This is a genomic window from Azospirillum sp. (genome assembly GCF_035628975.1).
GTDB lineage: Bacteria > Pseudomonadota > Alphaproteobacteria > Azospirillales > Azospirillaceae > Azospirillum.
This window is the reverse complement of record NZ_DASPIS010000081.1, coordinates 99083-119730: the sequence shown is the minus strand read 5'-3', so window position 1 is coordinate 119730 and position 20648 is coordinate 99083. Positions and strand designations below refer to the sequence as shown.

Here is a 20648-nt window from a genome sequence, read left to right as displayed (position 1 = left end):
AGCCCCCGGCCGGCGAAGACAGTTTCAAAGAATCCCGGAAAGGCGACCCGTCACCGACTTTTGGTCATACTGCAACGCAAAAAGACGGAGAAAAGAGCGTTGGTGGTGCCGAATACTGCCTACCACCCTCTGGAAGAGATCGGCAGACTTCATAAATGAAGGAAAACAAAATCCACTGCGAAGCGGTGGGAATTTGCTGCGACCGCGAAAGAAACTGCTGAGGGGAGGTGCGTCCATGACGTCGTTCGATCCCGATATGCCTTTCGAAAACGCAACGCCGATTGGCCGACCGGGCGGTGCCCTGTGGTTCAACGACCGGGCGGGATTGGCCCAGGCCCGCACACTGGCGGGATGGATAACGCTGCTGGCGGAAGACCGCGGGCTGGATGACCGGCAACTGGCCGCCGTCACCGGGCTCGACCCGGAGGATGTGCGCGCGGTGCGCGATGGCGCGGTGGCCATGCTGCCGCCCCGGCTGCTGAACCGGGCGCTTGCCCGGCTGGAGGGCCGGAACGACGAAGGGCGGCTGCAATAGCTGCAAGCCGCCCTTCCGGAGCGATTGGCCGAAAAACCGGATGGTGCGGCGACGCCTCAGGCGACGGCCAGCACGTCCACATACATGTTGGCCGGCGCCGACAGGTGGATGCGGTACAGCATGCCGGACTGGTCGACGATGATGTCGGCGACCGGATTCTTGGTCGACAGGTCGGTCACCGCGGCGCGGACATTGCGCGGCAGTTGTTCCAGGGCGACGTCGCGGTAACCGCCCTTGTCGGAAAGCTTGATGGTCTTGTTGCCCATGATGGCAGCTGCTCTGTTTCAGGAAGGCTTGAGAGGGGATACTCGATTTGCTGCGGGACAATGATCCCCGCCGGTTAACCGAGTGTTAAGCACCCTCCCAGGTCCTCCGAATGCCCGCGCAGGGCAGCAGCGCATCCGGTGCAGGGGGGCGTAACCGCCCACCCTGATCCGGTCATGACTCAGCGGCGGTCCCGCCCGGCGGTGCCGGCCATGGCGTCGTTGCGGCGCAGCGTGTCATCCTCCGGCAGCGGCTGCTTGCCCAGCACCATGGAACTGTTGTCGAGCGCCGCCACCATGGCGTCCCGCGCCGGGGCGCCGGGGCCGGTCACGCTGCCCTCACCCTGCGGAGCGGCCGGCTCGACCCGCTCGCCGAGACCGACGGTCGTGGTCCGGCCCGGCGCGTTCCGGCTGGCGACGCGCAGGTCGTTCTGCACATGGCCGACGCCCGACACGCTTTCCGCGATGTCTTCCGCCCGGCGGCGGGCGGCGCGGTCGGCGACGGTGCCGGACAGCGTCACCTCGCCGCCCTCCACCTTCACCCCGACGTCGGAGGCGTCGATGTGGTGATCGTCGGTCAGGCGTTCGTTGATGTCTTCCAGAATGCGTTCGTCGGACCGGCGGTAATTGCGCGGGCCGACGCCGCGGTAACGCGCCTCCGGGCTCATCTTGGCGAACTCCTCGCTCCAGGGATGGCGGTGCATGCGCATGGCGGCCTCCGTTTGGCAGATTCCAGGATCTTTCGCCGTTCAACAAAAGTGGCGCGCTCCGCGTTCCGAAGCTTTGCCGGATGGGCAGCGATACGTAGCGAATGGCACCCATCGCTTAGACATGTCGCAACCAACTCCGCCCCCGTTCGTTGGGATCGGAAAGGATTTTGGTTGAGGACGTGCCATGAAAAAAACCGAGCGAAGCGTCGCCCTGTGGGCGATGACAATTCTGCTGGCAATATTGGGGCTCGGGTCGCTGGGCGGCGGCCTTTGGCTGATCCTGCTGGGCGGGTCCTGGTACTATGCCGTCGCCGGCATCCTGTTCCTGGTCACGGCCCTTCTGCTGGTGAAGCGGTCGCCCGCGGCGTTGACGGTCTACGCGCTGCTGGTGATCGGCACGCTGGTATGGGCCTTGTGGGAAGCGGGGCTGGACTGGTGGCCGCTGGCGGCGCGCGGCGACGTGATCGCGGTGGTCGGGTTCCTGCTGCTGATGCCCTGGATCACCCGCCACCTGGGCGAACGGCAACCGATGGCCGGCGTGCCCGCGCCCGGCGCCTATCCGGTGGGGGTCTTCCGCGGTTCCGGCATTCCGCTGGCCGCGTCGCTGGCGGTGGTGCTGCTGGTCGCCGTCGCGTCCTGGTTCACCGACCCGCACCGCATCGACGGAACCGTGCCGGCGCGGCAGCAGACCGCATCGGCCGGAACTCCGGCTGCCGGTCCCGGCCCGGCGATTCCCGACGGGGAATGGCATGCCTATGGCCGCACCGGCTACGGCCAGCGCTATTCGCCGCTGACCGGCATCACGCCGGAGAATGCCGACAAGCTGGAGGTCGCCTGGACCTATCAAACCGGCGACCTTCGCGGCCGACCCGGCGATCCGAAGGAAACCACCTTCGAGGTGACGCCGCTGAAGTTCGGCAACCGGCTGTTCCTGTGCTCGCCTCACCAACTCGTCATCGCGCTGGACGCGACCACAGGCAAGGAGGTGTGGCGCCGCGACCTGCAGATCGATCCCAAGCAGCTGGCGTTGCAGCACCTGACCTGCCGCGGCCTGTCCTACCATCCGGCTCCGCAAGCGTCCGCCAATGCAGCCGGGGGTGCGTGCGCCGCCAAGCTGTTCATGCCGACCGCCGACGGGCGTCTGGTGGCGCTGAACCCGGAGGACGGGTCGACCTGCACCGGTTTCGGGCAGAGCGGCGAGATCAACCTGTGGGCCAACATGCCGAATGTCCGGCCCGGCGCCTATTATTCCACCTCCCCGCCGGTGGTGACGGCCAACCTGATCGTCGTCGGCGGCACGGTGCTGGACAATGTGTCGACCAAGGAGCAGTCGGGCGTCATCCGTGCCTTCGACGTGAATGATGGCCATCTGGTTTGGAACTGGGACTCGGCCAGGCCCGACCAGACCGCGCCGATCGCGGAGGGGCAGACCTACACCGTCAACTCGCCCAACAGCTGGTCGATCTCGAGCGTGGACGAGGCGCTGGGCATGGTCTATGTGCCGTTGGGCAACCAGCCGCCCGACCAGTTCGGCGGCAACCGCAGTCCGGAGGTGGAGCGCTTCTCCTCCTCCGTCGTGGCGCTCGATCTGGCGACGGGGCAGGTGCGCTGGGTCTTCCAGACCGTGCATCACGATCTGTGGGACTACGACGTGCCCGCCCAGCCCAGCCTGATCGACCTGACGGTGAACGGACAGACCGTGCCGGCCCTGGTCCAGCCGACCAAGCAGGGAGAACTGTTCGTGCTGGACCGCCGCACCGGCCAGCCGGTGTTGCCGGTGACCGAGAAGCCGGCGCCGCAAGGTGCCGCGGAGGGCGACCACACCGCCCCGACCCAGCCGGTTTCCGCCCTGTCCTTCGACCCGCCGCCTCTGGGCGGAGCGGACATGTGGGGGGCGACGATGTTCGACCAGCTCGCCTGCCGCATCGCCTTGAAGCGGCTGCGCTACGAGGGGCGCTACACGCCTCCGTCGCTGCAGGGGTCGCTGGTCTATCCCGGCAATTTCGGCGTCTTCAACTGGGGCGGTGTCGCGGTCGATCCGCAGCGCCAGATCGCCTTCACCACGCCCACTTATCTCGCCTTCGTCTCGCAGCTGGTGCCGCGCCGGAACGACAAGGATTTGTATGTCCAGGGCGGCGAGCGGCCGGAATTCAGCCTGCCGGCGCTGAACGAGAACTTCGGCGCGCCCTATGCGGTGAAGCTGGCACCTTTCGTTTCGGTGCTGGGGCTGCCCTGCCAGGCGCCACCCTGGGGCTATGTCGCCGCGGCCGACCTGACGACCGGCCAAGTCGTGTGGAAGCACAAGAACGGCACGACCCGCGACGCCTCGCCGATCCCGCTGCCCTTCCGCATGGGCGTGCCCAACCTGGGCGGCCCGATCATGACGGCGGGAGGCGTGGCCTTCCTGTCCGGCACCATCGACTATTATGTGCGGGCCTATGACGTGTCCAACGGCAGGCAGCTGTGGGAAAGCCGCCTCCCGGCTGGCGGCCAGGCGACGCCGATGACCTATCAGGGCGAGGACGGCCGGCAATATGTGCTGGTGGTCGCCGGCGGGCACGGCTCGCTGGGGACCAAGGGAGGCGATTCGGTGATCGCCTATGCGGTGCCGAAGTGAGGGGGGAGATAGTGTCTTTACGGAGACGTTAGACCCCCACCTAACCTCCCCCGCTGGGCGGGGGAGGGACTGCCGTAGAACGCCGACAAAAGTCCAGTCCCCTCCCCTGCATCGGACGGACCTTCGGTCCGCCGAGAGCGGGGGAGGGTTAGGGTGGGAGCATCGTCAGCCACCCCCTCCCCAACAAAAAAGCCCACCCCGGTTCCCCAGGGCGGGCTTTCCCGAACAACCCCCTCAGCGCGTCGGGACCGGCGGCGTCTGCGAGTAGTCGTAGAAACCGCGGCCGTACTTCTTGCCGATCCAGCCGGCCTCGACATACTTCACCAGCAGCGGGCAGGGGCGGTACTTGCTGTCGGCAAGGCCTTCGTACAGCACCTGCATCACCGCCAGACAGGTGTCCAGTCCGATGAAGTCGGCCAGTTCCAGCGGACCCATCGGGTGGTTGGCGCCCAGCTTCAGCGCGGTGTCGATGGCCTCGACTCCGCCGACGCCCTCATAGAGGGTGTAGACCGCTTCGTTGATCATCGGCAGCAGGATGCGGTTGACGATGAAGGCGGGGAAATCCTCGGCCACCGCGGCGGTCTTGCCGATGGCAAGCGTCAGTTCCTTGATGGCGTTGAAGGTCGGCTCGTCGGTCGCGATGCCGCGGATCAGCTCGACCAGCTGCATCACCGGCACCGGGTTCATGAAGTGCATGCCCATGAACTTGGCCGGACGGTCGGTCGCCGCGGCCAGGCGGGTGATCGAGATCGACGAGGTGTTCGTCGCGATCAGCGCCTCCGGCTTCAGATGCGGGACCAGCTTCTTCAGCAGGTCGCGCTTCAGCGCCTCGTTCTCGGTTGCTGCCTCGATCACCAGATCGGACTCGCCGAACACCGACAGGTCAGTGCCGGTGACGATGCGGCCGAGGGCGGCGGTCTTCTCCGCCTCTTCCAGCTTGCCCTTCTGGATCTGGCGGTCGTAATTCCGGCCGATGTTGGCGAGCGCCTTTTCCAGGACCGCGTCGCTGATGTCGGACAGGACGACATCATAGCCGGCCTGGGCACAGACCTGGGCGATACCGCTGCCCATCTGGCCGGCACCGATGATGCCAATCTTCTTGATCGTGGTCATGGGGGCTGTCCCGCGAAGGATGTGGGTAGAAAGGCCGCGGTCGAGGGGAGCTTCCCCCTCGACCGCGATCCGGATCAGCGCGCCTTGTCCAACTCGGCCGTCAGCTCCGGCACGGCCTTGAACAGGTCCGCGACGAGGCCGTAATCGGCGACCTGGAAGATGGGCGCTTCCTCATCCTTGTTGATCGCGACGATCACCTTGCTGTCCTTCATGCCGGCGAGGTGCTGGATTGCACCGGAGATGCCGACGGCGATGTACAGCTCGGGCGCCACGATCTTGCCGGTTTGCCCGACCTGATAATCGTTCGGCACGAAGCCCGCGTCCACGGCGGCGCGGCTGGCGCCCACCGCAGCACCCAGCTTGTCGGCCAGAGCCTCCAGCATGGGGAAATTCTCGCCCGACTGCATGCCGCGGCCACCCGACACCACCACGCGGGCGGCGGTCAGCTCCGGACGCTCCGACTTGGTCAGTTCGGCCGAGACGAAGCTCGACAGGCCGGCGGCACCGGCGCCCGCGACCTTCTCGACCGAGGCCGAACCGCCTTCGGCGGCGGCGGTCTCGAAGGCGGTGGTGCGGACGGTGATGACCTTCACCGCATCGCCCGACTGCACGGTGGCAATCGCGTTGCCGGCGTAGATCGGCCGCTCGAAGGTGTCGGCAGACACCACGCCGGTGATGTCGGAGATGGCGGCAACGTCCAGCAGGGCGGCTACGCGCGGCAGGAGGTTCTTGCCGACCGAGGTGGCGCCGGCCAGGACATGGCCGTAACCGCTCTTGGCGGTGGCGACCACCAGCGGTGCGACATCCTCCGGCAGCTGGTGCTCATAGGCCGCATCGTCGGCCAGCAGCACCTTGGCGACGCCGGCCACCTTGGATGCTGCCTCGGCGGCGGCCTGGGAGCCCTTGCCGGCGACCAGGACATGGATGTCGCCGCCGATTTTGGAGGCGGCGGTGACGGCGTTCAGCGTGGCGGGCTTCAGCGAGGCGCCGTCGTGTTCCGCGATGACGAGAATGTTGGCCATGGTCAGTTCATCCCCCTCAGATCACGCGCGCATCGTTCTTGAGCTTGTCGACCAGTGCGGCGACGTCCGGCACCTTGATGCCGGCCTGACGCTTGGCCGGCTCGGTCACCTTCAGCGTCTTCAGACGCGGGGCGACATCGACGCCCAGCGCGTCCGGAGCGACGGTCTCCAGCGGCTTCTTCTTCGCCTTCATGATGTTCGGCAGCGAAGCATAGCGCGGCTCGTTGAGGCGCAGGTCGGCGGTGACCACCGCCGGCAGCTTCAGCTCCACCGTCTCCAGGCCGCCGTCGATCTCGCGCGTGACCGCGACCGTGCCGTCACCGGCGACGACCTTCGAGGCGAAGGTGCCTTGGCCCCAGCCGAGCAGGGCGGCCAACATCTGGCCGGTCTGGTTGCAGTCGTCGTCGATCGCCTGCTTGCCGAGGATCACCATTCCCGGCGCCTCCTTCTCGACCAGGGCCTTGAGGACCTTGGCGACGGCGAGCGGTTCGGTCGTCACGTCGGTCTGCACCAGGATGGCGCGGTCGGCACCCATGGCGAGAGCGGTGCGCAGCGTCTCCTGGGCCTGGGTCGGACCGACGGAGACCACGACGATCTCGGTCGCCTTGCCGGCCTCCTTCAGGCGCACCGCCTCTTCGACGGCGATCTCGTCGAAGGGGTTCATGCTCATCTTCACGTTGGCGGTCTCGACGCCGCTGCCATCCGCCTTGACGCGGATCTTCACGTTGTAGTCGACCACTCGCTTAACGGGGACGAGGACTTTCATAACTCACCCTGGCTGCTGAGCGCGCGCCCATTACGGCGAACACCGCGAAAATTGCTGTGGTTGCGAACGGACCATAGGATCTGGCATTACCACTGTCAATGACGCGCCAGAAGCCCCGGAAGCGCCGGCGGCGGCGCAGGCCGGATTAGGTGGCCGGCTCTCACCGGTTGGCGCCGGGAACCCACAGGACGTCGTCCGCCCCGTTGCGGTTCACCACCCGGCTCAGGACGAACAGGTGGTCCGACAGCCGGTTGACGTATTTCAGCGCCGCACGCGTCACCGGTTCGTGGCGCGCCAGATCGGTCATCAACCGTTCCGCCCGCCGCACCACGGTGCGCGCCAGATGCAGGTGCGCGGCGGCCGCAGAGCCGCCGGGAAGGATGAAGGAGGTCAGCGGCGCCAGAGCGGCGTTCATCGCGTCGATCTCCGCCTCCAACCGGTCGACCTGGGCCTGCACGATGCGCAACGGCGGGTATTTCGGCGCCTCCTCCTCCGGCGTGCAGAGGTCGGCGCCCAGGTCGAACAGGTCGTTCTGGATGCGGCCGAGCATCGCGTCGGCCTCCGGCCAGTCATTGGTATGGAGGCGCGCCATGCCGATGACGGCGTTCGCCTCGTCCACCGTGCCGTAGGCGGCGACGCGGCGGTCGTGCTTCGGCACCCGGCTGCCGTCGCCGAGCGAGGTTTCGCCGGCATCGCCGCCGCGCGTGTAGATCTTGGTCAGCTTTACCATGGAAACCGTCAGCCTTTGGTCAGGATGGCGAGAACGAACAGCAGCAAGGCTGCGCCCTGCAGGATCACGCGCAGGCGCATAGCCTTGTTGGAACGGCGCGGGTCGCCCCGGCCGCCGCGGGCCATGAAGAAGAGGCCGACAAAGAGCGAGCCGACCACAGCCAGCATCGCCAGGACCATCAGGATGGGGAAGAGATCGTGCATGGCGCCAATATAGACCGCGATGGGCGCCGCGCCTATGGCCGCCCTTGGATGCGATGTCAGGGATATGATGTGTGGGTTGTGATGTCGCGGGGGGCGGTGCCCCGGAAGAATCGCCGATGCGGGTAATCACCCGGTTGCCAAAGCCGTTGGACCGCATACAGTGCGCGGCGACGGACGGCCACAGCCCGGTTGGGCGGCGGAGCGGAGATGCGGGCGATGCGGCGGCGGAGTTTCCTGAAGACGGCCCTGAAGGTGACGGCGGCCGCGGCGGCCGGCGGCGGCGCGATGGCTGCACTGACCCGCGGGGGCGTGCAGGCGGCCCCCGACTCGGCCCCCCGTATGGTCGCCTTCCCCGATGGGTTCCTGTGGGGCGTCTCCACCTCCAGCTACCAGATCGAAGGGGCGGTGGCGGAGGATGGGCGCGGCCCCAGCGTCTGGGACACCTACAGCCATTCCTTCGGGCGGATCGCCAACGGCGACAGCGGCGACGTCGCCTGCGACCATTACCACCGCTATGCCGAGGATGTGGAGTTGATGGCGCGGGCCGGCATGAAGGCCTACCGCTTCTCCATCGCCTGGCCGCGGGTGATGCCGCAGGGCACGGGCGCCGTGAATGCCAAGGGGCTCGACTTCTACGACCGGCTGACCGACGCGCTGCTGGCGAAGGGCATCCAGCCCTGGCCCTGCCTGTTCCACTGGGATTTGCCCCAGGCCCTGCAGGACCGCGGCGGCTGGACCAACCGCGACATCGCTGGCTGGTTCACCGATTATGCGCTGGCGGTCACCGCCCGGCTGGGCGATCGCGCCAAGAACTGGGTGATGCTGAACGAGCCGTCGGTGGTCGCCATCTTCGGCCACGGCACCGGCGGCCATGCGCCGGGGTTGACCGGCCGCGACAACTGCCTGAAGGCCATCCATCACCAGAACCTCGCCCAGGGCACCGCGCTGGCCGCGTTGCGGCAGGTGGGCGGCCGGAACTGGCAGCTCGGCACCGTGCTGTCGCTGCAGCCGTCCTGGCCGGTGGGGGGGCTCGATTCGAACTATCCGGCGTCGCTGATGTGGGACGCGGTGTGGAACCGCTCCTGCCTGGACCCGCTGTTCAAGGGCCGCTTCCCGGCACAGCTGGAGGCCGATTTCGCCCGCATCGCCAAGTCCGGCGACCTGGAGCGCATCAAGCAGCCGGTCGACTTTCTCGGCGTCAACTATTACAGCCGCATGCACCAGCAGCCCGATCCGCAGGGGCTGTTCGGCACCGGATACGGCTCGGCGCCCGAGGGCACGCGCAAGACCGGCATGGAATGGCCGGTGGAGCCGGACGGTCTGACCGAGATCCTGGCCGAACTGCAGGAGAAATACGGCAATCCGCCCGTCTATGTGACGGAGAACGGCGCCGATTATCCCGACACCGTCGGCCCCGCCGGCCGGGTGGAGGACCGCGACCGCATCGGCTACCTGCGCGACCATCTGCTGGCCGCGGCCAAGGCGATCGACGAGGGTTGCAACCTGAAGGGCTATATGGCCTGGACGCTGCTGGACAATTTCGAATGGTCGGAGGGCTACCGCCGCAAGTTCGGGCTGGTCCAGGTCGACCGGGAGTCGATGGCCCGCAAGCCGAAGGCCAGCTACGACTGGTACGCCTCGGTCATCCGCAACAACGCGGTTCCGCTGCGCTGAGTGTGGCGATAGACTGCCGCCCATGCCGACCCCGCGCCCGTCCCAGCCGACCCGATTCGCTATCCAGAAGGCGCGCGGCAAGGGGTGGAAGACGCTGGAGGTGGGGGAGGAGCTTGCCCACGCCAAGGCACGCTTCGACCAGATGGTGGGCATCAACCCGCGGGCTTATTTCCGGCTGATCCAACTCGATTACAACGCCGACTCCGCCTATGAGGGCATGGAGTTCAACTGGACGCTGATCGAGCTGTACGACCCCACCAAGGGGCCGGCAAAGGGAGGACACGTCCGTCCTGCGGCGAAGCCGGCGCCGGCCGCCAAACCAGGGCGCAGGCGCAAGGCGGCGGAACCGGTGGCTTTGCCGCTGCGGGTCTATCTTGCGGTGATCGTGATCGGCACGTTGGCAGGCGCCTTGGCCTACCTGCATTTCGCCGGTGGGAGATAAAGGGGCGGACGGTGGAGGGTCACTCCGTCGCGTAGCCCTTGCGGCGCATGCACAGCGCGAAGATTTCCTTGCGGTAGCCGTACTGCGGCGTTTCCGGCAGCGGGCGCAGGGGGTAGCCGCGCAGGCGCATGGTGTGGTCCACCTGCTCGGTGCACTCGTCGTAGGCGATGGTCGGCACGTCGGGGCTGGCGGTCCACTCGCGGTAGGCCGGCGGGCTGCCGCAGCCCGACAGCAGGAAGACGGTGGTCACGACGCAGACGGCGACCGCCGGCGCGACCCGCGGTCTTGCCCTCGGTCTTACCCATGGAGATGCGTTTTCGAACCCGATCATGGCGCCCCTGCATTCCACGTGTTGCCCCTGAATTGACGCTACCACGTCCGGCCTTTTCCAATCCATTTTCGCACACCATTTCCGGGAACGCGCTTTTTCGGCAACGCTGCGTGGCGGACAACGCAGACGCACAAAAATCGCCGCCGGAAAAGCGGCGCAATCTGGTAACACGATCCATGTCCCCGATTCGGGGGGAGTGTCGTGGCTCTGAAATCGGTCTGGCGTCACGGACGGAGGGATAAGGCGATGTCTGGGATTTCGCGGCGGGTGCGTGGTGGCGCCGCGGTGGCGGCTGTTGCAGTGGTGGTGTCGGGTCTTGCGCTAGGAACGCCGGGTTCCGCACGGGCGGAGGCATCGACGGCCGATATCCAGTGGGCGCAGACCTTCCTGAAGGACAAGGGCTACAACATCGGCGGCCGCGCCAAGGGCCAGATGACGCCGGAAACGCGGTCCTCGCTCAGCGCCTATCAGAAGTCGGTCGGCCTGCCGGCCACCGGCAACCTCGATCAGGCCACCATCAACAAGATGATGGGCGAGCGCGAGAAGAAGGCCGCTCCCACCATGGGCAGCCTGTCCAAGAGCCAGGTTGGCCAAACCCGCCAGGACAAGGAGGTGGCGCCGCGCGCCGCCCCCACCGGCCGGGTCGAATCCGGCAGCGAGAGCGTCGGCGGCATGGCCCAGTTCGGCGGCGCGCCGGTTTCGGCGCCGTCCTCCCCGTCGTCTTCCTCTTCCACCGGCCACAGCGCTCCTGCCGCGGCTCCGCGCCCCTCGGCACCGGCGGCGGCTTCCAATGCGGTCGCGCCCAGTGCGGCGCCTCAGGGCGCGGCGCGTCCGTCGGCCGGTGCCGCCGAAGGGCCGGCTCCGCAGGCGGCACCCCGCGGGGCGGTGGCGGCGACGACCCCGGATGGCAAGCCGGCCCCGGTGGAGGAACCGGTGGCGGTCGGCGGCGGCACGTCGGTGTGGCAGTCGAACGCGGCGCGCGCCGGTGTGGCCGGACTGCTCGCGGTGACGCTGGGTGGCGTCGGCTTCGCCTGGTGGCGCAGCGGGCGCGGTGTCGATCCGCTGAGCCGCACCCCCGCCGGCGACGACCGGCCGCGCGAGTCGCGGGTTGAGCCGAGCTTCGGCTCTCCCCGCCGCCGGGAGGAACTGACCATCGAACCGCGCTTGACGGCGGAGGCGCGGCGGCGCTGAGCTTTGCCCCCACCCTAACCCTCCCCCGCCCTCGGCCGGCCAGAGGCCGGTCCGATCGCGGGAGAGGGAGGGACCCGCGGCGCAGCCGTGGGAGGGAGGGGGCAACCCGACGCCGAACCTCCCCTCACATCATCATCGGACAGCCGCCCCCGCCGCAGCCGCCGGGTACGCAGGCGGGGGTCGGGGCCGGCTGGGACTTGGCCACGCGCGGTGCCATGATGGCCTTGGCGACCTCCGTGCCGCCGCAGGAGGGGCAGGGGATGCCGGCGGTTTTCTTGGCGTCGTAATCGGCCATGTTGTCGAACCACTGGTCGAAATCATGGCCGCAGGCGCAGTGCAGGGCGTAGACGATCATCGCGGAGCCTCGAAAAGCGGAATCTTGGCCGCCGTTCTAGCCAAGCGCCCGCCGCCCTGCCAGGATCTGCATCAATCGCCGGGCCTCAGCGCGACTCCGTGACGCCGACGCGGGCGCACATCGACAAGAGCGGGCAGGTGGAGCAGCGCGGCCGGTCGCCGGTGCAGATCCATTTGCCGAAGGGCACCAGCCGCTCGTTGATCTCCACCCAATATCGCTTGGGCAATACCGCCAGCAGCGCCGCCATGGTCTTTTCCGGCGTGCGCGCCGACACATAGCCCCAGCGGTTGGTGACGCGGTGGACATGGATGTCGACCGCCAGCGCCGGGATGTCGAAGCCGACCGCCAGCGTCAGCGCCGCGATCTTCGGCCCGACCCCGCGGAAGCGCATCAGCGCGTCGGGCGTGTCCGGCACCTCGCCGGCATGCTCCTCGACGATACGGCGGGAGAGGTCGCGGATGTCGCGCGCCTTGGGTTCCGGGAAGGTGGCGCCGTGCAGAAGCTCCACCAACCGCTCCTCCGGCAGGGCGGCCATGGCGGCGGGAGTGTCGGCGACGGCGAACAGCCGTTCGGCGACCACCAGACTCGTCTCGTCCCGCGTGCGGGCGGAAATCAGGCTGGCGACCAGCTGCTGGAAGGGCGTGGCATAGCCGCGGTCGCGCAGGTCGAACATCGCCGCCTTGGGGTAGGGGGCGACCGCGATCCGCAGGCGGCGGAAGGCTTCGTCGATATCGAAGGCCTGGGACGTCGCGGGCTGCAAACTCACGGGAGAACGACCTCCGGGGAACGGGCTGCGATGACACCCCGTTCGACAACCGGCAAGTCCCCGGATTGTTCCGGCCAGATTGTTCCAGCCGGATTGTTCCGGCCCGGTCGCTCCGATCAGAGCGCCTTGATCTGCATCTTGATCGGCCCGTCCGCGCGGCCATGGACGAACTGGTCGACATAGGCGTTGCCCGAATTGTCGATGTCGCGGGCGTGGCCGGTCCAGATGATGCGGCCCTGGTAGATCATGGCGATGCGGTCGGCGATCTTGCGGGCCGACGCCATGTCGTGGGTGATGGTGACCGCGGTGGCGCCGAGGTCCTTCACGCACTGCACGATCAGTTCGTTGATGACGTCGGCCATGATCGGATCGAGGCCGGTCGTCGGTTCGTCGAAGAAGATGATCTCCGGTTCGTCGGCGATCGCACGGGCAAGGCCGACGCGCTTTTGCATGCCGCCCGACAGCTCCGCCGGCGACAGCTCCGCCACGTCGGGGGTGAGGCCGACGGCGCCCAGCTTGGCGACGGCGATCTCCTTGGCCTGGGATCGAGACATATGGGCGCCCTGGATCAGGCCGAAGGCGACGTTTTCCCAGACCGTCAGGCTGTCGAACAGCGCGGCGCCCTGGAACAGCATGCCGAACTTGTGCAGCATCTTCTCCCGCTCGCGCGAGCGCAGGCGGGTCGTCTCGACGCCGTCGACCTTGATGGAACCGGAATCCGGTGTCAGCAGGCCGAGGATGCTCTTCAGCATCACCGACTTGCCGGTGCCCGACCCGCCGATCACCACCAGCGACTCGCCCTTCGCCACCTCGAGGTCGATGCCGTTCAGCACTTTCTTCGGGCCGAAATGCTTGGTGACGTCTTTGAGCGCGATCTTCGGGACAGTGGTCATGGAGTGGCGCTCACTTGGTCGAGAAGAAGAGGCCGGTGATGAGGTAGTTCCACACCAGGATCATGATGGAGGCGGACACCACCGCGTTGGTGGTCGCAGCACCCACGCCCTGGGCGCCGCCCTTGGAATGGTAACCGTGGTAGCAGCCCATCAGCGCGATCAGGAATCCGAAGATCGCCGCCTTCACCAGACCGGAGATGACGTCCAGCGGTTCCAGGAATTCCCAGGTGCGGTTGATGTAGCTGGCGGCGTTGAAGTCCAGCCGGTAGACGCCGACCAGGAAGCCGCCGAACACGCCGATGATGTCGGCGACGATCACCAGCAGCGGCACCATGGTCAGGCCGGCGATCAGGCGCGGGGCCACCAGATATTTGTACGGATTGGTCGACAGCGTGGACAGCGCGTCGATCTGTTCGGTGACCCGCATGGTGCCGATCTCTGCCGCCATGGCGGCGCCGATGCGGCCGGCGACCATCAGGCCGGCCAGAACCGGTCCCAACTCGCGCGTGATCGACAGCACGACGACGGTGGCGATGGCGCCTTCGGCCTGGAAGCGGGAGAAGCCGCTGTAGCTCTGCAGGGCCAGCACCATGCCGGTGAACAGCGCCGTCAGCCCGACCACCGGCAGCGAATAATAGCCGATGTCGATCATCTGGCGCAGGATCTGCCGGGGATAGAGCGGCGGGCGCACGCAGTGCGACAGGGCGGACCCGGTGAACAGGGCAAGGCGTCCGGTCGCTTCCAGGAAGATCAGGAAGGCCCGGCCGGTGGCGGCGAGGAAACCCATCAGTCGGCCCGCATCCTTGGTTTGAGACTCATTTGGGCGCTGCGGTCATAGCACCGATGAACGGCTAGGTCATCCTTGGACTTTGCAGGGGAGGGGCGAGTTGGGTGTCGCGGCCGGGCGGTGGTCCGGCATTCCACCACCGGTGCCGGTGGGTCGCTTTCCGGTGGAGTGCCATGCGCGGTTCCGCGGTCGATGTGCAGAGTGGGCATGCATGGCGCGGGCGCCTTCCCGAATTTGTTGCCTTTTCTTGAAGGATGCATATGCTTTCCGGCCTCATGAGCCTTAAACACACACCTGTTGCACCGATCGATCCAGGCCCTCTTCCTTCGCTGGCGGCGACGGCGAATGGCGTACGCGCCGTATGGGGCACATCCTTCCCGATCGGAAACCTTATTTACACCATGAGGGTCGAGGCGGTCGAACTGGAGGAGTATGGGCTGGAGTATTTCTACGATGAGTTGGGGTTGCCTCGGCCCAGCGATGGCGCTGGTCTGTTGTTCAAGTTCGACAACTCGGAGAATGAGCTTGAGGAAGGTGCTGCCTATCGGCGGCTGCCTCGCGACAAGATGCTGTCCATGAAGGAGTTCCTTGAATTGGAACGTTTCTTGGTGGGAGGTGTTTTGCGGTATATGGAAGACAAAGGTCCTCCAATGATCGTTGGCGTTCCTAATGACTCGAAGCTGGAACGCTGGTACAGTCACCTTGCAACGCGTGTCAACCAACCTAATTTTTGTGTTGAGATGCGTCGGACTGGCTTTCACCCTCGCAGGGTGGCCCTTGTTCGCAGGAGATAGAAATGGGCATCAACATACGCTTTAGCGACGCCAAGAGTGAGCTGATGGAACATATCACCATCAGCCGGGAAGAACACGAGCGGAGCCTGCGCGATCAAATCCGTGCCGGCAAGATGTCCATGCTTGACTATCTTATGCAGTACAAGGGGTTTCGCAAGGAACACGCTGAGAAGTTGATCCCGAGCTTTGAGAAAGTCATTTTTCGCGTCTAAGGACCCGCAGCGATATTCCTTCCGCTTTTCGACGTATAAAGCGCCCCTTCTGACAATGCTCAAGGGGCGCTTTTGTTTTTGCCTCCTCTGGCGATGTAGGTCAGCATGTGGCCCCAGCGGAGAACCGCTCACGGCGGCGTGCCGGCAAGTCTCCCTGCCTCTTCTACTCTCCGCCGACATAAACCCGGTGATAGCGCCTGCCGAGCGCGGTCAGGATCTCGTAGCCGATGGTCCCACCCTCCGCCGCCGCCGTGTCGACCGGGCGGTTGGGGCCGATCAGCTCGACCATGCGGCCGGCATGGGCCACCGACTCCGGCAGGCCGGTGACGTCGATGGTGATGAGGTCCATCGAGATGCGGCCGACGATGGGGGCGGCGACGCCGTCGACGTAAATGTGCCCCTTGCCGCTGAGCGAGCGCAGGTAGCCGTCGGCATAGCCGACGCCAATGGTCGCGATCCGCGCCGGGCCGGTGACCTTGTGGGCCGCACCATAGCCGACCGTCATCGGAACCGTGCAGTTGCGGACCTGCAGCAGACGTGCGTCGAGACGCACGGTGCCCAGCATCGGGTTGGACAGATGCGGCGTCGGGTTGACGCCGTAGAGCGCGCAGCCCGGCCGGGCGAGGTCGAAATGATGGTCCTTGCCGTGGAAGATGCCGGACGAATTGGCGAAGCTCGCCTTCGCCTTGGGCAACCGGGCCAGCGCCGCGCGGAAGCGGTCGAGCTGCTCCCCGGTCATCGGGCTGTCGAACTCGTCGGCGCAGGCGAGATGGGTCATCCAATAGCGGACGTCGATCCCCTCCAGCCAATGCGGATGGCCGGCGAGCTCGTCCAGCTCGTCGGGGCCGAGGCCCAGCCGGTTCATGCCGGTGTCGATGTGGATCACCGCCGGCAGAACCTCGCCGCGCGATGCGGCGAAGGCCCGCCACGCCGCGATCTCGCCCAGATGGTTCAGCACCGGCAGGATGCGGCCGGCGATGAAATCCCCCTCGCACCCGGCCGGCAGGCCGCCCAGCGAGAAGACCTGCGCTTCCGGAGCGACCGGCTCCAGCGCGCGGCGGACGGCCAGCGCCTCCTCGAACTGGGCGACGACGAAGGTGCGGCAGCCGGCGGCGGCCAGCGCCGGGACGACGCGCGCCACCCCCAGCCCATAGGCGTCGGCCTTTACCACGGCGGAGCATTCCGCCGGGGCGACGCGGTCGCGCAGCCGGGTCCAGTTGGCGACGACGGCGCCGAGATCCACGGTGAGGATGGCGCCGGTGCGCGGGTTCAGGTCGCTCGTCACTCTGGTCACTCGTCGGTCTGGTGGTGCTGGTCGAGATCGCCGAACTTGGTGAACTGGCCGTCGAAGTAGAGGCGGACGGTGCCGATCGGACCATGACGCTGCTTGGCGATGATCACCTCGGCGGTGTTGTGCACCTCGCCCAGGCGCTGCTGCCAGCGCTGATAGCGGTCGTTGAACTTGTCGTCGCTCTCGTCGGGCCGGCGCGAAGGCTCGGCGCGCTCAAGGTAATACTGTTCGCGGAAGACGAACATGACGACGTCGGCGTCCTGCTCGATCGAGCCCGATTCGCGAAGGTCGGCCAGCTGCGGGCGCTTGTCCTCACGAAGCTCCACCGCGCGGCTCAGCTGCGACAGCGCCACCACCGGCACGTCCAGCTCCTTTGCGATGGCCTTCAGGCCGCGGGTGATTTCCGAGATTTCCTGCACCCGGTTCTCCGACCCGCGCGATGACGAACCACGCAGCAGCTGGAGATAGTCGACCACCACCATGCTGAGGCCGGAGGTGCGCTTCAGCCGGCGGCAGCGCGTGCGCACCGCGGCGACCGACAGGGCCGGAGTGTCGTCGACATAGAAGGGGCAGCGGGCCAGATCCTGGCTGGCCTGGACGAATTTCGGGAAATCGGTGTCGCGGATCTCGCCGCGGCGGATCTTGTCGCCGGGCACCTGCACCTCGTCGGCGAGGATACGGGTTGCCAGCTGTTCCGCCGACATTTCCAGCGAGAAGAAGCCGACCACGCCGCCTTCCTGGCCGGATGAGCGCATGTGCGCTTTGGCGGCGTTGAAGGCGATGTTGGTGGCCAGCGCCGTCTTGCCCATGGACGGACGCCCGGCGAGGATGATCAGGTCCGACGGGTGCAGGCCGCCCAGCTTGCGGTCGATGTCGATCAGGCCGGTGGTGACGCCGGTGACGTGGCTGGAGCGGCGGAAGGCAGCCTCCGCCGTCGTGATGGCGTGCTTGACCGACTCGCCGAACGCCACGAAGCCGCCCTGGACGTCGCCGGTGGAGGCGAGGTCGAACAGCTGCTTTTCCGCCTCGCCGATCTGGTCGAGCGCGGTGATGTCGAGGTCGTGGCGGTACGCCTCGTTCACCATGTCGGTGCCGACCTCGATCAGCTGCCGGCGGATGAACAGGTCGTGGATGGTCTTGCCGTAATCGCCGGCATTGACCACCGTCACCACGTTGGCCGCCAGTTCCGCCAGATAGGCGCTGCCGCCTTCCACCGCCAGTTCTGGATCGTTGTCGAACAGGGCCTTCAGGGTGACCGGGTTCGCGATCTGGCCGCGGTCGATCATCTTGGTGATGGCGGCGAAGATGCGCTGATGGGCCGGATCGTAGAAATGCTCCGGCCGCAGGAACTCGCCGACCTTCTCGTAGGCCTTGTTGTTGACCAGGATCGCGCCCAGCAGCGCCTGCTCCGCCTCCTCGTTGTTGGGGGGCGTGCGGTACTCGGCCGTCGGCTTGACCGCGGCGGAGGGGCGGGGATCGAACAGCGATGAGGTCTGGTTGCTCATGAAGGACACAATAGCAGAAACAGAACGGGAACGCTCTGTGAAGGGTGGGGAACCCTCCACAAAAGCTGTGCACAGAAGTTATCCACAAGCTGGGAAGTTTGGGGATAACCGCGGGAAGGGCTGATGCCGGCTCAGAGCTTCTTCGGCTGGGCCGGGTGGGAGGGGGCCGGCGCCACCTCCAGCGCCTCGAACACCGCATCGACGTGGTCGGCGACGCTGTAGAGGGCGGAGCGGTCGATGCGGGCGAAGCCCTGGGCGACCATGTGGTCGATCAGGCCGAGCAGAGGGCGCCAGTAGCCGTCGACATCGGCGATGACGATCGGCTTGTCGTGCAGCTGCAGCTGCTTCCAGGTCAGGATCTCGAAGGCCTCGTCCAGCGTGCCGAGTCCGCCCGGCAGGATGACGAACGCATCGGCGCGCTCCACCATCATGCGCTTGCGGGTGTGCATGCTGTCGACGACATGCAGCTCGGTCAGGCCGGTGTGCTCGATCTCCGCCGACTGGATGTGTTCGGGGATGATGCCGACCACCTCGCCGCCGGCGGCGATCGCGGCATCGGCGGCGATGCCCATCAGCCCGACCCGGCCGCCGCCATAGACCATGCGGATGCCGCGGCGGGCCAGCCCGTCGCCCAGCGCATGGGCGGCTTCCTTGTAGACATCGGCGACGCGGCTGGATGCACCGCAATAGACGCAGACGGACGACAGGCTCTTCATCGCGGGTCAACCTTTCTCGCCACCACCGCCCACCAGGGGCGGGGCGTAAACAATCCGGTGAAAGCCATGGAATATCGGGAGAGGGCGGCGCGTCAACAGCGGCACAAGCACCGTTAAGCCAGGGCATCATCGGGAGGGACCACATGAGCAACCGCGTCGTCAATGTCCTTGCGGCGGCATCCGTCGCCGGTCTGATGTTCGCGCTGTTCGGCATGTCGGCGGGCAAGGCCGGCGCCGCCGATCCGGCCGAGCAGGTGAAGGACCGGCAGCAGACGATGAAGAAGCTCGGCGGCGGGATGGGCGCCGTCGGCAAGTATGTGAAGAACGAGGGCGCCACCCTGGAGGATGCGGCCAAGGGGGCGGAGGCCGTGCTGGCGGTCTCCAAGATCGACCCGAAGGTGATCTTCCCCGAAGGCACCGCGGTGGGTGTGACCGACAGCGCCGCCAAGCCGGAGCTGTGGAAGAACTGGGCCGAGGCGCAGCGCTACTGGAGCGGCCTGCAACCGGTGGCCGAGAAGCTGGACGCCGCGGTGAAGAGCGGTGACCGCACCCAGATCGCCCAGGCGCTGGGCGCGACCTCCAAGGCCTGCGGAAGCTGCCACGAGGACTTCCGCGTCAAGAAGAACTGACCGATGCGGCGCATCCCGACCGCCGCCGCGATTCTGTTGCCGCTGGCCGTTGCGGGCGGCGGTGCGCTGGCCGCGGACGGGACGTCGGCGGACGATGCGGCCACCGGCGATTCGGTGACCCGCGGCGCCTACATCTTCAATGCCGCAGGCTGCCTCGGCTGCCACAGCAACGAGAAGGAGGGCGGTGCGCCGCTGGCCGGCGGGCGGGCGCTGGCGACCCCCTTCGGCACCTTCCACACCCCCAACATCACGCCGGATCCGGAGACCGGCATCGGCCGCTGGAGCGATGCCGACTTCATCCGCGCCTTCCGCGAGGGCGTGCGGCCCGACGGCGCCGCGCTGTTCCCCGCCTTCCCCTATGCCAGCTACACGCGGATGACCGACCGCGACCTGCTGGACCTGAAGGCCTACCTGTTCAGCCGGCCGGCGGTCGCCGCCCCGAACAAGCCGCACGACCTGACGCCGCCCTTCTCCTGGCGCTTCCTGCTGCCGGTCTGGCAGTGGATGTACCTGACCCCCGGTCCGATGCCCGACGATCCGGCAAAGCCGCCCGCCTGGAACCGTGGGCGCTATCTGGTCGACGCGCTCGGCCATTGCGGCGAATGCCACAGCCCGCGCACCCTGATGGGCGGCATGGACGCCGACCGCTATCTGGCCGGCAACCCGGACGGCCCGGACGGCGACAAGGTGCCGGGGATCACCAGCGCCCAGGGCAAGGGGATCGGCGATTGGTCCGACGGCGACCTGACACTGCTGCTGGAGACCGGACTGACCCCGGAGGGCGACGTGGTCGGCGGTGCGATGGGGGAGGTCGTGCGCAACAGCACCTCCAAACTGACGGCCGAGGACCGCGCCGCCATCGCCGCCTATCTGAAGACGGTGCCGGCGAAGGAGTGACTTCGCCCGATTCCCGGCCGAATCGTGATCTTATGGGGCAATCGATGCCGATTGGCCGATGGAAATGCTCCAACGGCGCCATTCTTTTGGCACCTGTCCTTCTGCTATAGTTGCTCATCCTGCCGTGGTGGCGGGCCGCCGGATGGGTGCTCAGTGAAACGAAACGCGTTGTTCGCAGCTTTGGGCGTGGCTCTGACGGGTGGGGC

At 67.2% G+C, this 20648-nt stretch carries 24 protein-coding genes; 9 read left to right on the top strand and 15 right to left on the bottom strand.

Features of this window, described 5'->3' with window-relative positions; genetic code table 11:
- The first annotated feature begins 235 nt into the window (after positions 1-235).
- Entirely contained in the window at positions 236-535 is a 300-nt protein-coding gene (locus VD964_RS17795) for a hypothetical protein (RefSeq protein WP_149222581.1), read from the top strand.
- A 56-nt stretch (positions 536-591) separates the two neighbouring features.
- Here the strand turns inward: VD964_RS17795 and VD964_RS17790 are convergent, their stop codons facing one another.
- Together VD964_RS17790 and VD964_RS17785 are read right to left on the bottom strand one after the other, a co-directional pair.
- Positions 592-801 carry a hypothetical protein gene (locus tag VD964_RS17790; RefSeq protein WP_014250120.1) on the bottom strand — a complete coding sequence of 70 codons (210 nt, stop codon included), beginning with the start codon at positions 799-801 and terminating at the stop codon, positions 592-594.
- A gap of 179 nt (positions 802-980) precedes the next feature.
- The gene (locus tag VD964_RS17785) at positions 981-1508 is read right to left on the bottom strand and encodes a BON domain-containing protein (protein ID WP_324869847.1); all 528 of its coding nucleotides are present in this window, start codon (positions 1506-1508) and stop codon (positions 981-983) included.
- Positions 1509-1692: 184 nt separating this feature from the next.
- Here VD964_RS17785 and VD964_RS17780 point away from each other — a divergent pair, with 184 nt between their 5' ends.
- The gene (locus VD964_RS17780) at positions 1693-4125 is read left to right on the top strand and encodes a glucose/quinate/shikimate family membrane-bound PQQ-dependent dehydrogenase (protein ID WP_324869846.1); all 2433 of its coding nucleotides are present in this window, start codon (positions 1693-1695) and stop codon (positions 4123-4125) included.
- A 234-nt stretch (positions 4126-4359) separates the two neighbouring features.
- Here VD964_RS17780 and VD964_RS17775 read toward each other — a convergent pair whose 3' ends face one another.
- The 5 genes from VD964_RS17775 to VD964_RS17755 form a co-directional block, all read right to left on the bottom strand.
- Positions 4360-5238 carry a 3-hydroxybutyryl-CoA dehydrogenase gene (locus VD964_RS17775; RefSeq protein ID WP_324869845.1) on the bottom strand — a complete coding sequence of 293 codons (879 nt, stop codon included), beginning with the start codon at positions 5236-5238 and terminating at the stop codon, positions 4360-4362.
- A gap of 74 nt (positions 5239-5312) precedes the next feature.
- Positions 5313-6260, bottom strand: coding sequence for an electron transfer flavoprotein subunit alpha/FixB family protein (locus VD964_RS17770; RefSeq protein ID WP_324869844.1), 948 nt, complete (start codon positions 6258-6260; stop codon positions 5313-5315).
- A 16-nt stretch (positions 6261-6276) separates the two neighbouring features.
- A complete protein-coding gene (locus VD964_RS17765; protein ID WP_324869843.1) occupies positions 6277-7026 on the bottom strand; it encodes an electron transfer flavoprotein subunit beta/FixA family protein in 750 nt (249 codons plus the stop codon).
- 160 nt (positions 7027-7186) lie between these two features.
- A complete protein-coding gene (locus VD964_RS17760) occupies positions 7187-7756 on the bottom strand; it encodes a cob(I)yrinic acid a,c-diamide adenosyltransferase (protein ID WP_324869842.1) in 570 nt (189 codons plus the stop codon).
- Between the two features lie 8 nt (positions 7757-7764).
- Positions 7765-7959 carry a twin transmembrane helix small protein gene (locus VD964_RS17755; RefSeq protein WP_063635925.1) on the bottom strand — a complete coding sequence of 65 codons (195 nt, stop codon included), beginning with the start codon at positions 7957-7959 and terminating at the stop codon, positions 7765-7767.
- 216 nt (positions 7960-8175) lie between these two features.
- Here VD964_RS17755 and VD964_RS17750 point away from each other — a divergent pair, with 216 nt between their 5' ends.
- Positions 8176-9633, top strand: a complete 1458-nt coding sequence (locus tag VD964_RS17750) for a GH1 family beta-glucosidase (protein WP_324869841.1) — start codon at positions 8176-8178, stop codon at positions 9631-9633.
- Between the two features lie 22 nt (positions 9634-9655).
- A complete protein-coding gene (locus tag VD964_RS17745; RefSeq protein WP_324869840.1) occupies positions 9656-10075 on the top strand; it encodes a hypothetical protein in 420 nt (139 codons plus the stop codon).
- A gap of 19 nt (positions 10076-10094) precedes the next feature.
- Here VD964_RS17745 and VD964_RS17740 read toward each other — a convergent pair whose 3' ends face one another.
- Positions 10095-10325, bottom strand: coding sequence for a hypothetical protein (locus VD964_RS17740; RefSeq protein WP_324869839.1), 231 nt, complete (start codon positions 10323-10325; stop codon positions 10095-10097).
- Between the two features lie 327 nt (positions 10326-10652).
- Between VD964_RS17740 and VD964_RS17735 the strand changes: the two genes are divergently transcribed.
- A complete protein-coding gene (locus VD964_RS17735) occupies positions 10653-11597 on the top strand; it encodes a peptidoglycan-binding domain-containing protein (protein WP_324869837.1) in 945 nt (314 codons plus the stop codon).
- A 124-nt stretch (positions 11598-11721) separates the two neighbouring features.
- Here VD964_RS17735 and VD964_RS17730 read toward each other — a convergent pair whose 3' ends face one another.
- The 4 genes from VD964_RS17730 to VD964_RS17715 all read right to left on the bottom strand — a co-directional run bounded on the left by VD964_RS17730 (position 11722) and on the right by VD964_RS17715 (position 14398).
- Positions 11722-11952, bottom strand: coding sequence for a DUF1178 family protein (locus tag VD964_RS17730; protein ID WP_324869836.1), 231 nt, complete (start codon positions 11950-11952; stop codon positions 11722-11724).
- A gap of 85 nt (positions 11953-12037) precedes the next feature.
- Positions 12038-12718 (bottom strand): endonuclease III, encoded by a 681-nt coding sequence (locus VD964_RS17725; protein ID WP_324869835.1) that lies wholly within the window; start codon positions 12716-12718, stop codon positions 12038-12040.
- 116 nt (positions 12719-12834) lie between these two features.
- On the bottom strand, positions 12835-13611 hold the full coding sequence (locus tag VD964_RS17720) for an ABC transporter ATP-binding protein (protein WP_324869834.1): 777 nt from the start codon (positions 13609-13611) through the stop codon (positions 12835-12837).
- A 10-nt stretch (positions 13612-13621) separates the two neighbouring features.
- The gene (locus tag VD964_RS17715; protein WP_014250103.1) at positions 13622-14398 is read right to left on the bottom strand and encodes an MlaE family ABC transporter permease; all 777 of its coding nucleotides are present in this window, start codon (positions 14396-14398) and stop codon (positions 13622-13624) included.
- A 260-nt stretch (positions 14399-14658) separates the two neighbouring features.
- Here VD964_RS17715 and VD964_RS17710 point away from each other — a divergent pair, with 260 nt between their 5' ends.
- Together VD964_RS17710 and VD964_RS17705 are read left to right on the top strand one after the other, a co-directional pair.
- Positions 14659-15192, top strand: coding sequence for a hypothetical protein (locus tag VD964_RS17710; protein WP_324869833.1), 534 nt, complete (start codon positions 14659-14661; stop codon positions 15190-15192).
- Positions 15193-15194: 2 nt separating this feature from the next.
- Positions 15195-15404, top strand: coding sequence for a hypothetical protein (locus tag VD964_RS17705; protein ID WP_324869832.1), 210 nt, complete (start codon positions 15195-15197; stop codon positions 15402-15404).
- A gap of 163 nt (positions 15405-15567) precedes the next feature.
- On the opposite strand, the gene alr is transcribed toward VD964_RS17705, so the two are convergent.
- From alr to VD964_RS17690, 3 genes are all read right to left on the bottom strand, one after another.
- Complete coding sequence (gene alr, locus VD964_RS17700; RefSeq protein WP_324869831.1) at positions 15568-16689, bottom strand: alanine racemase; 1122 nt, start codon at positions 16687-16689, stop codon at positions 15568-15570.
- 5 nt (positions 16690-16694) lie between these two features.
- On the bottom strand, positions 16695-18200 hold the full coding sequence (locus VD964_RS17695) for a replicative DNA helicase (protein WP_324869830.1): 1506 nt from the start codon (positions 18198-18200) through the stop codon (positions 16695-16697).
- 131 nt (positions 18201-18331) lie between these two features.
- Entirely contained in the window at positions 18332-18916 is a 585-nt protein-coding gene (locus VD964_RS17690) for a TIGR00730 family Rossman fold protein (protein WP_324869829.1), read from the bottom strand.
- A gap of 143 nt (positions 18917-19059) precedes the next feature.
- Here VD964_RS17690 and VD964_RS17685 point away from each other — a divergent pair, with 143 nt between their 5' ends.
- Positions 19060-19545 carry a cytochrome c gene (locus tag VD964_RS17685; protein WP_324869828.1) on the top strand — a complete coding sequence of 162 codons (486 nt, stop codon included), beginning with the start codon at positions 19060-19062 and terminating at the stop codon, positions 19543-19545.
- A gap of 3 nt (positions 19546-19548) precedes the next feature.
- A complete protein-coding gene (locus VD964_RS17680) occupies positions 19549-20442 on the top strand; it encodes a cytochrome c (protein ID WP_324869827.1) in 894 nt (297 codons plus the stop codon).
- The last annotated feature ends 206 nt before the right edge of the window (positions 20443-20648 follow it).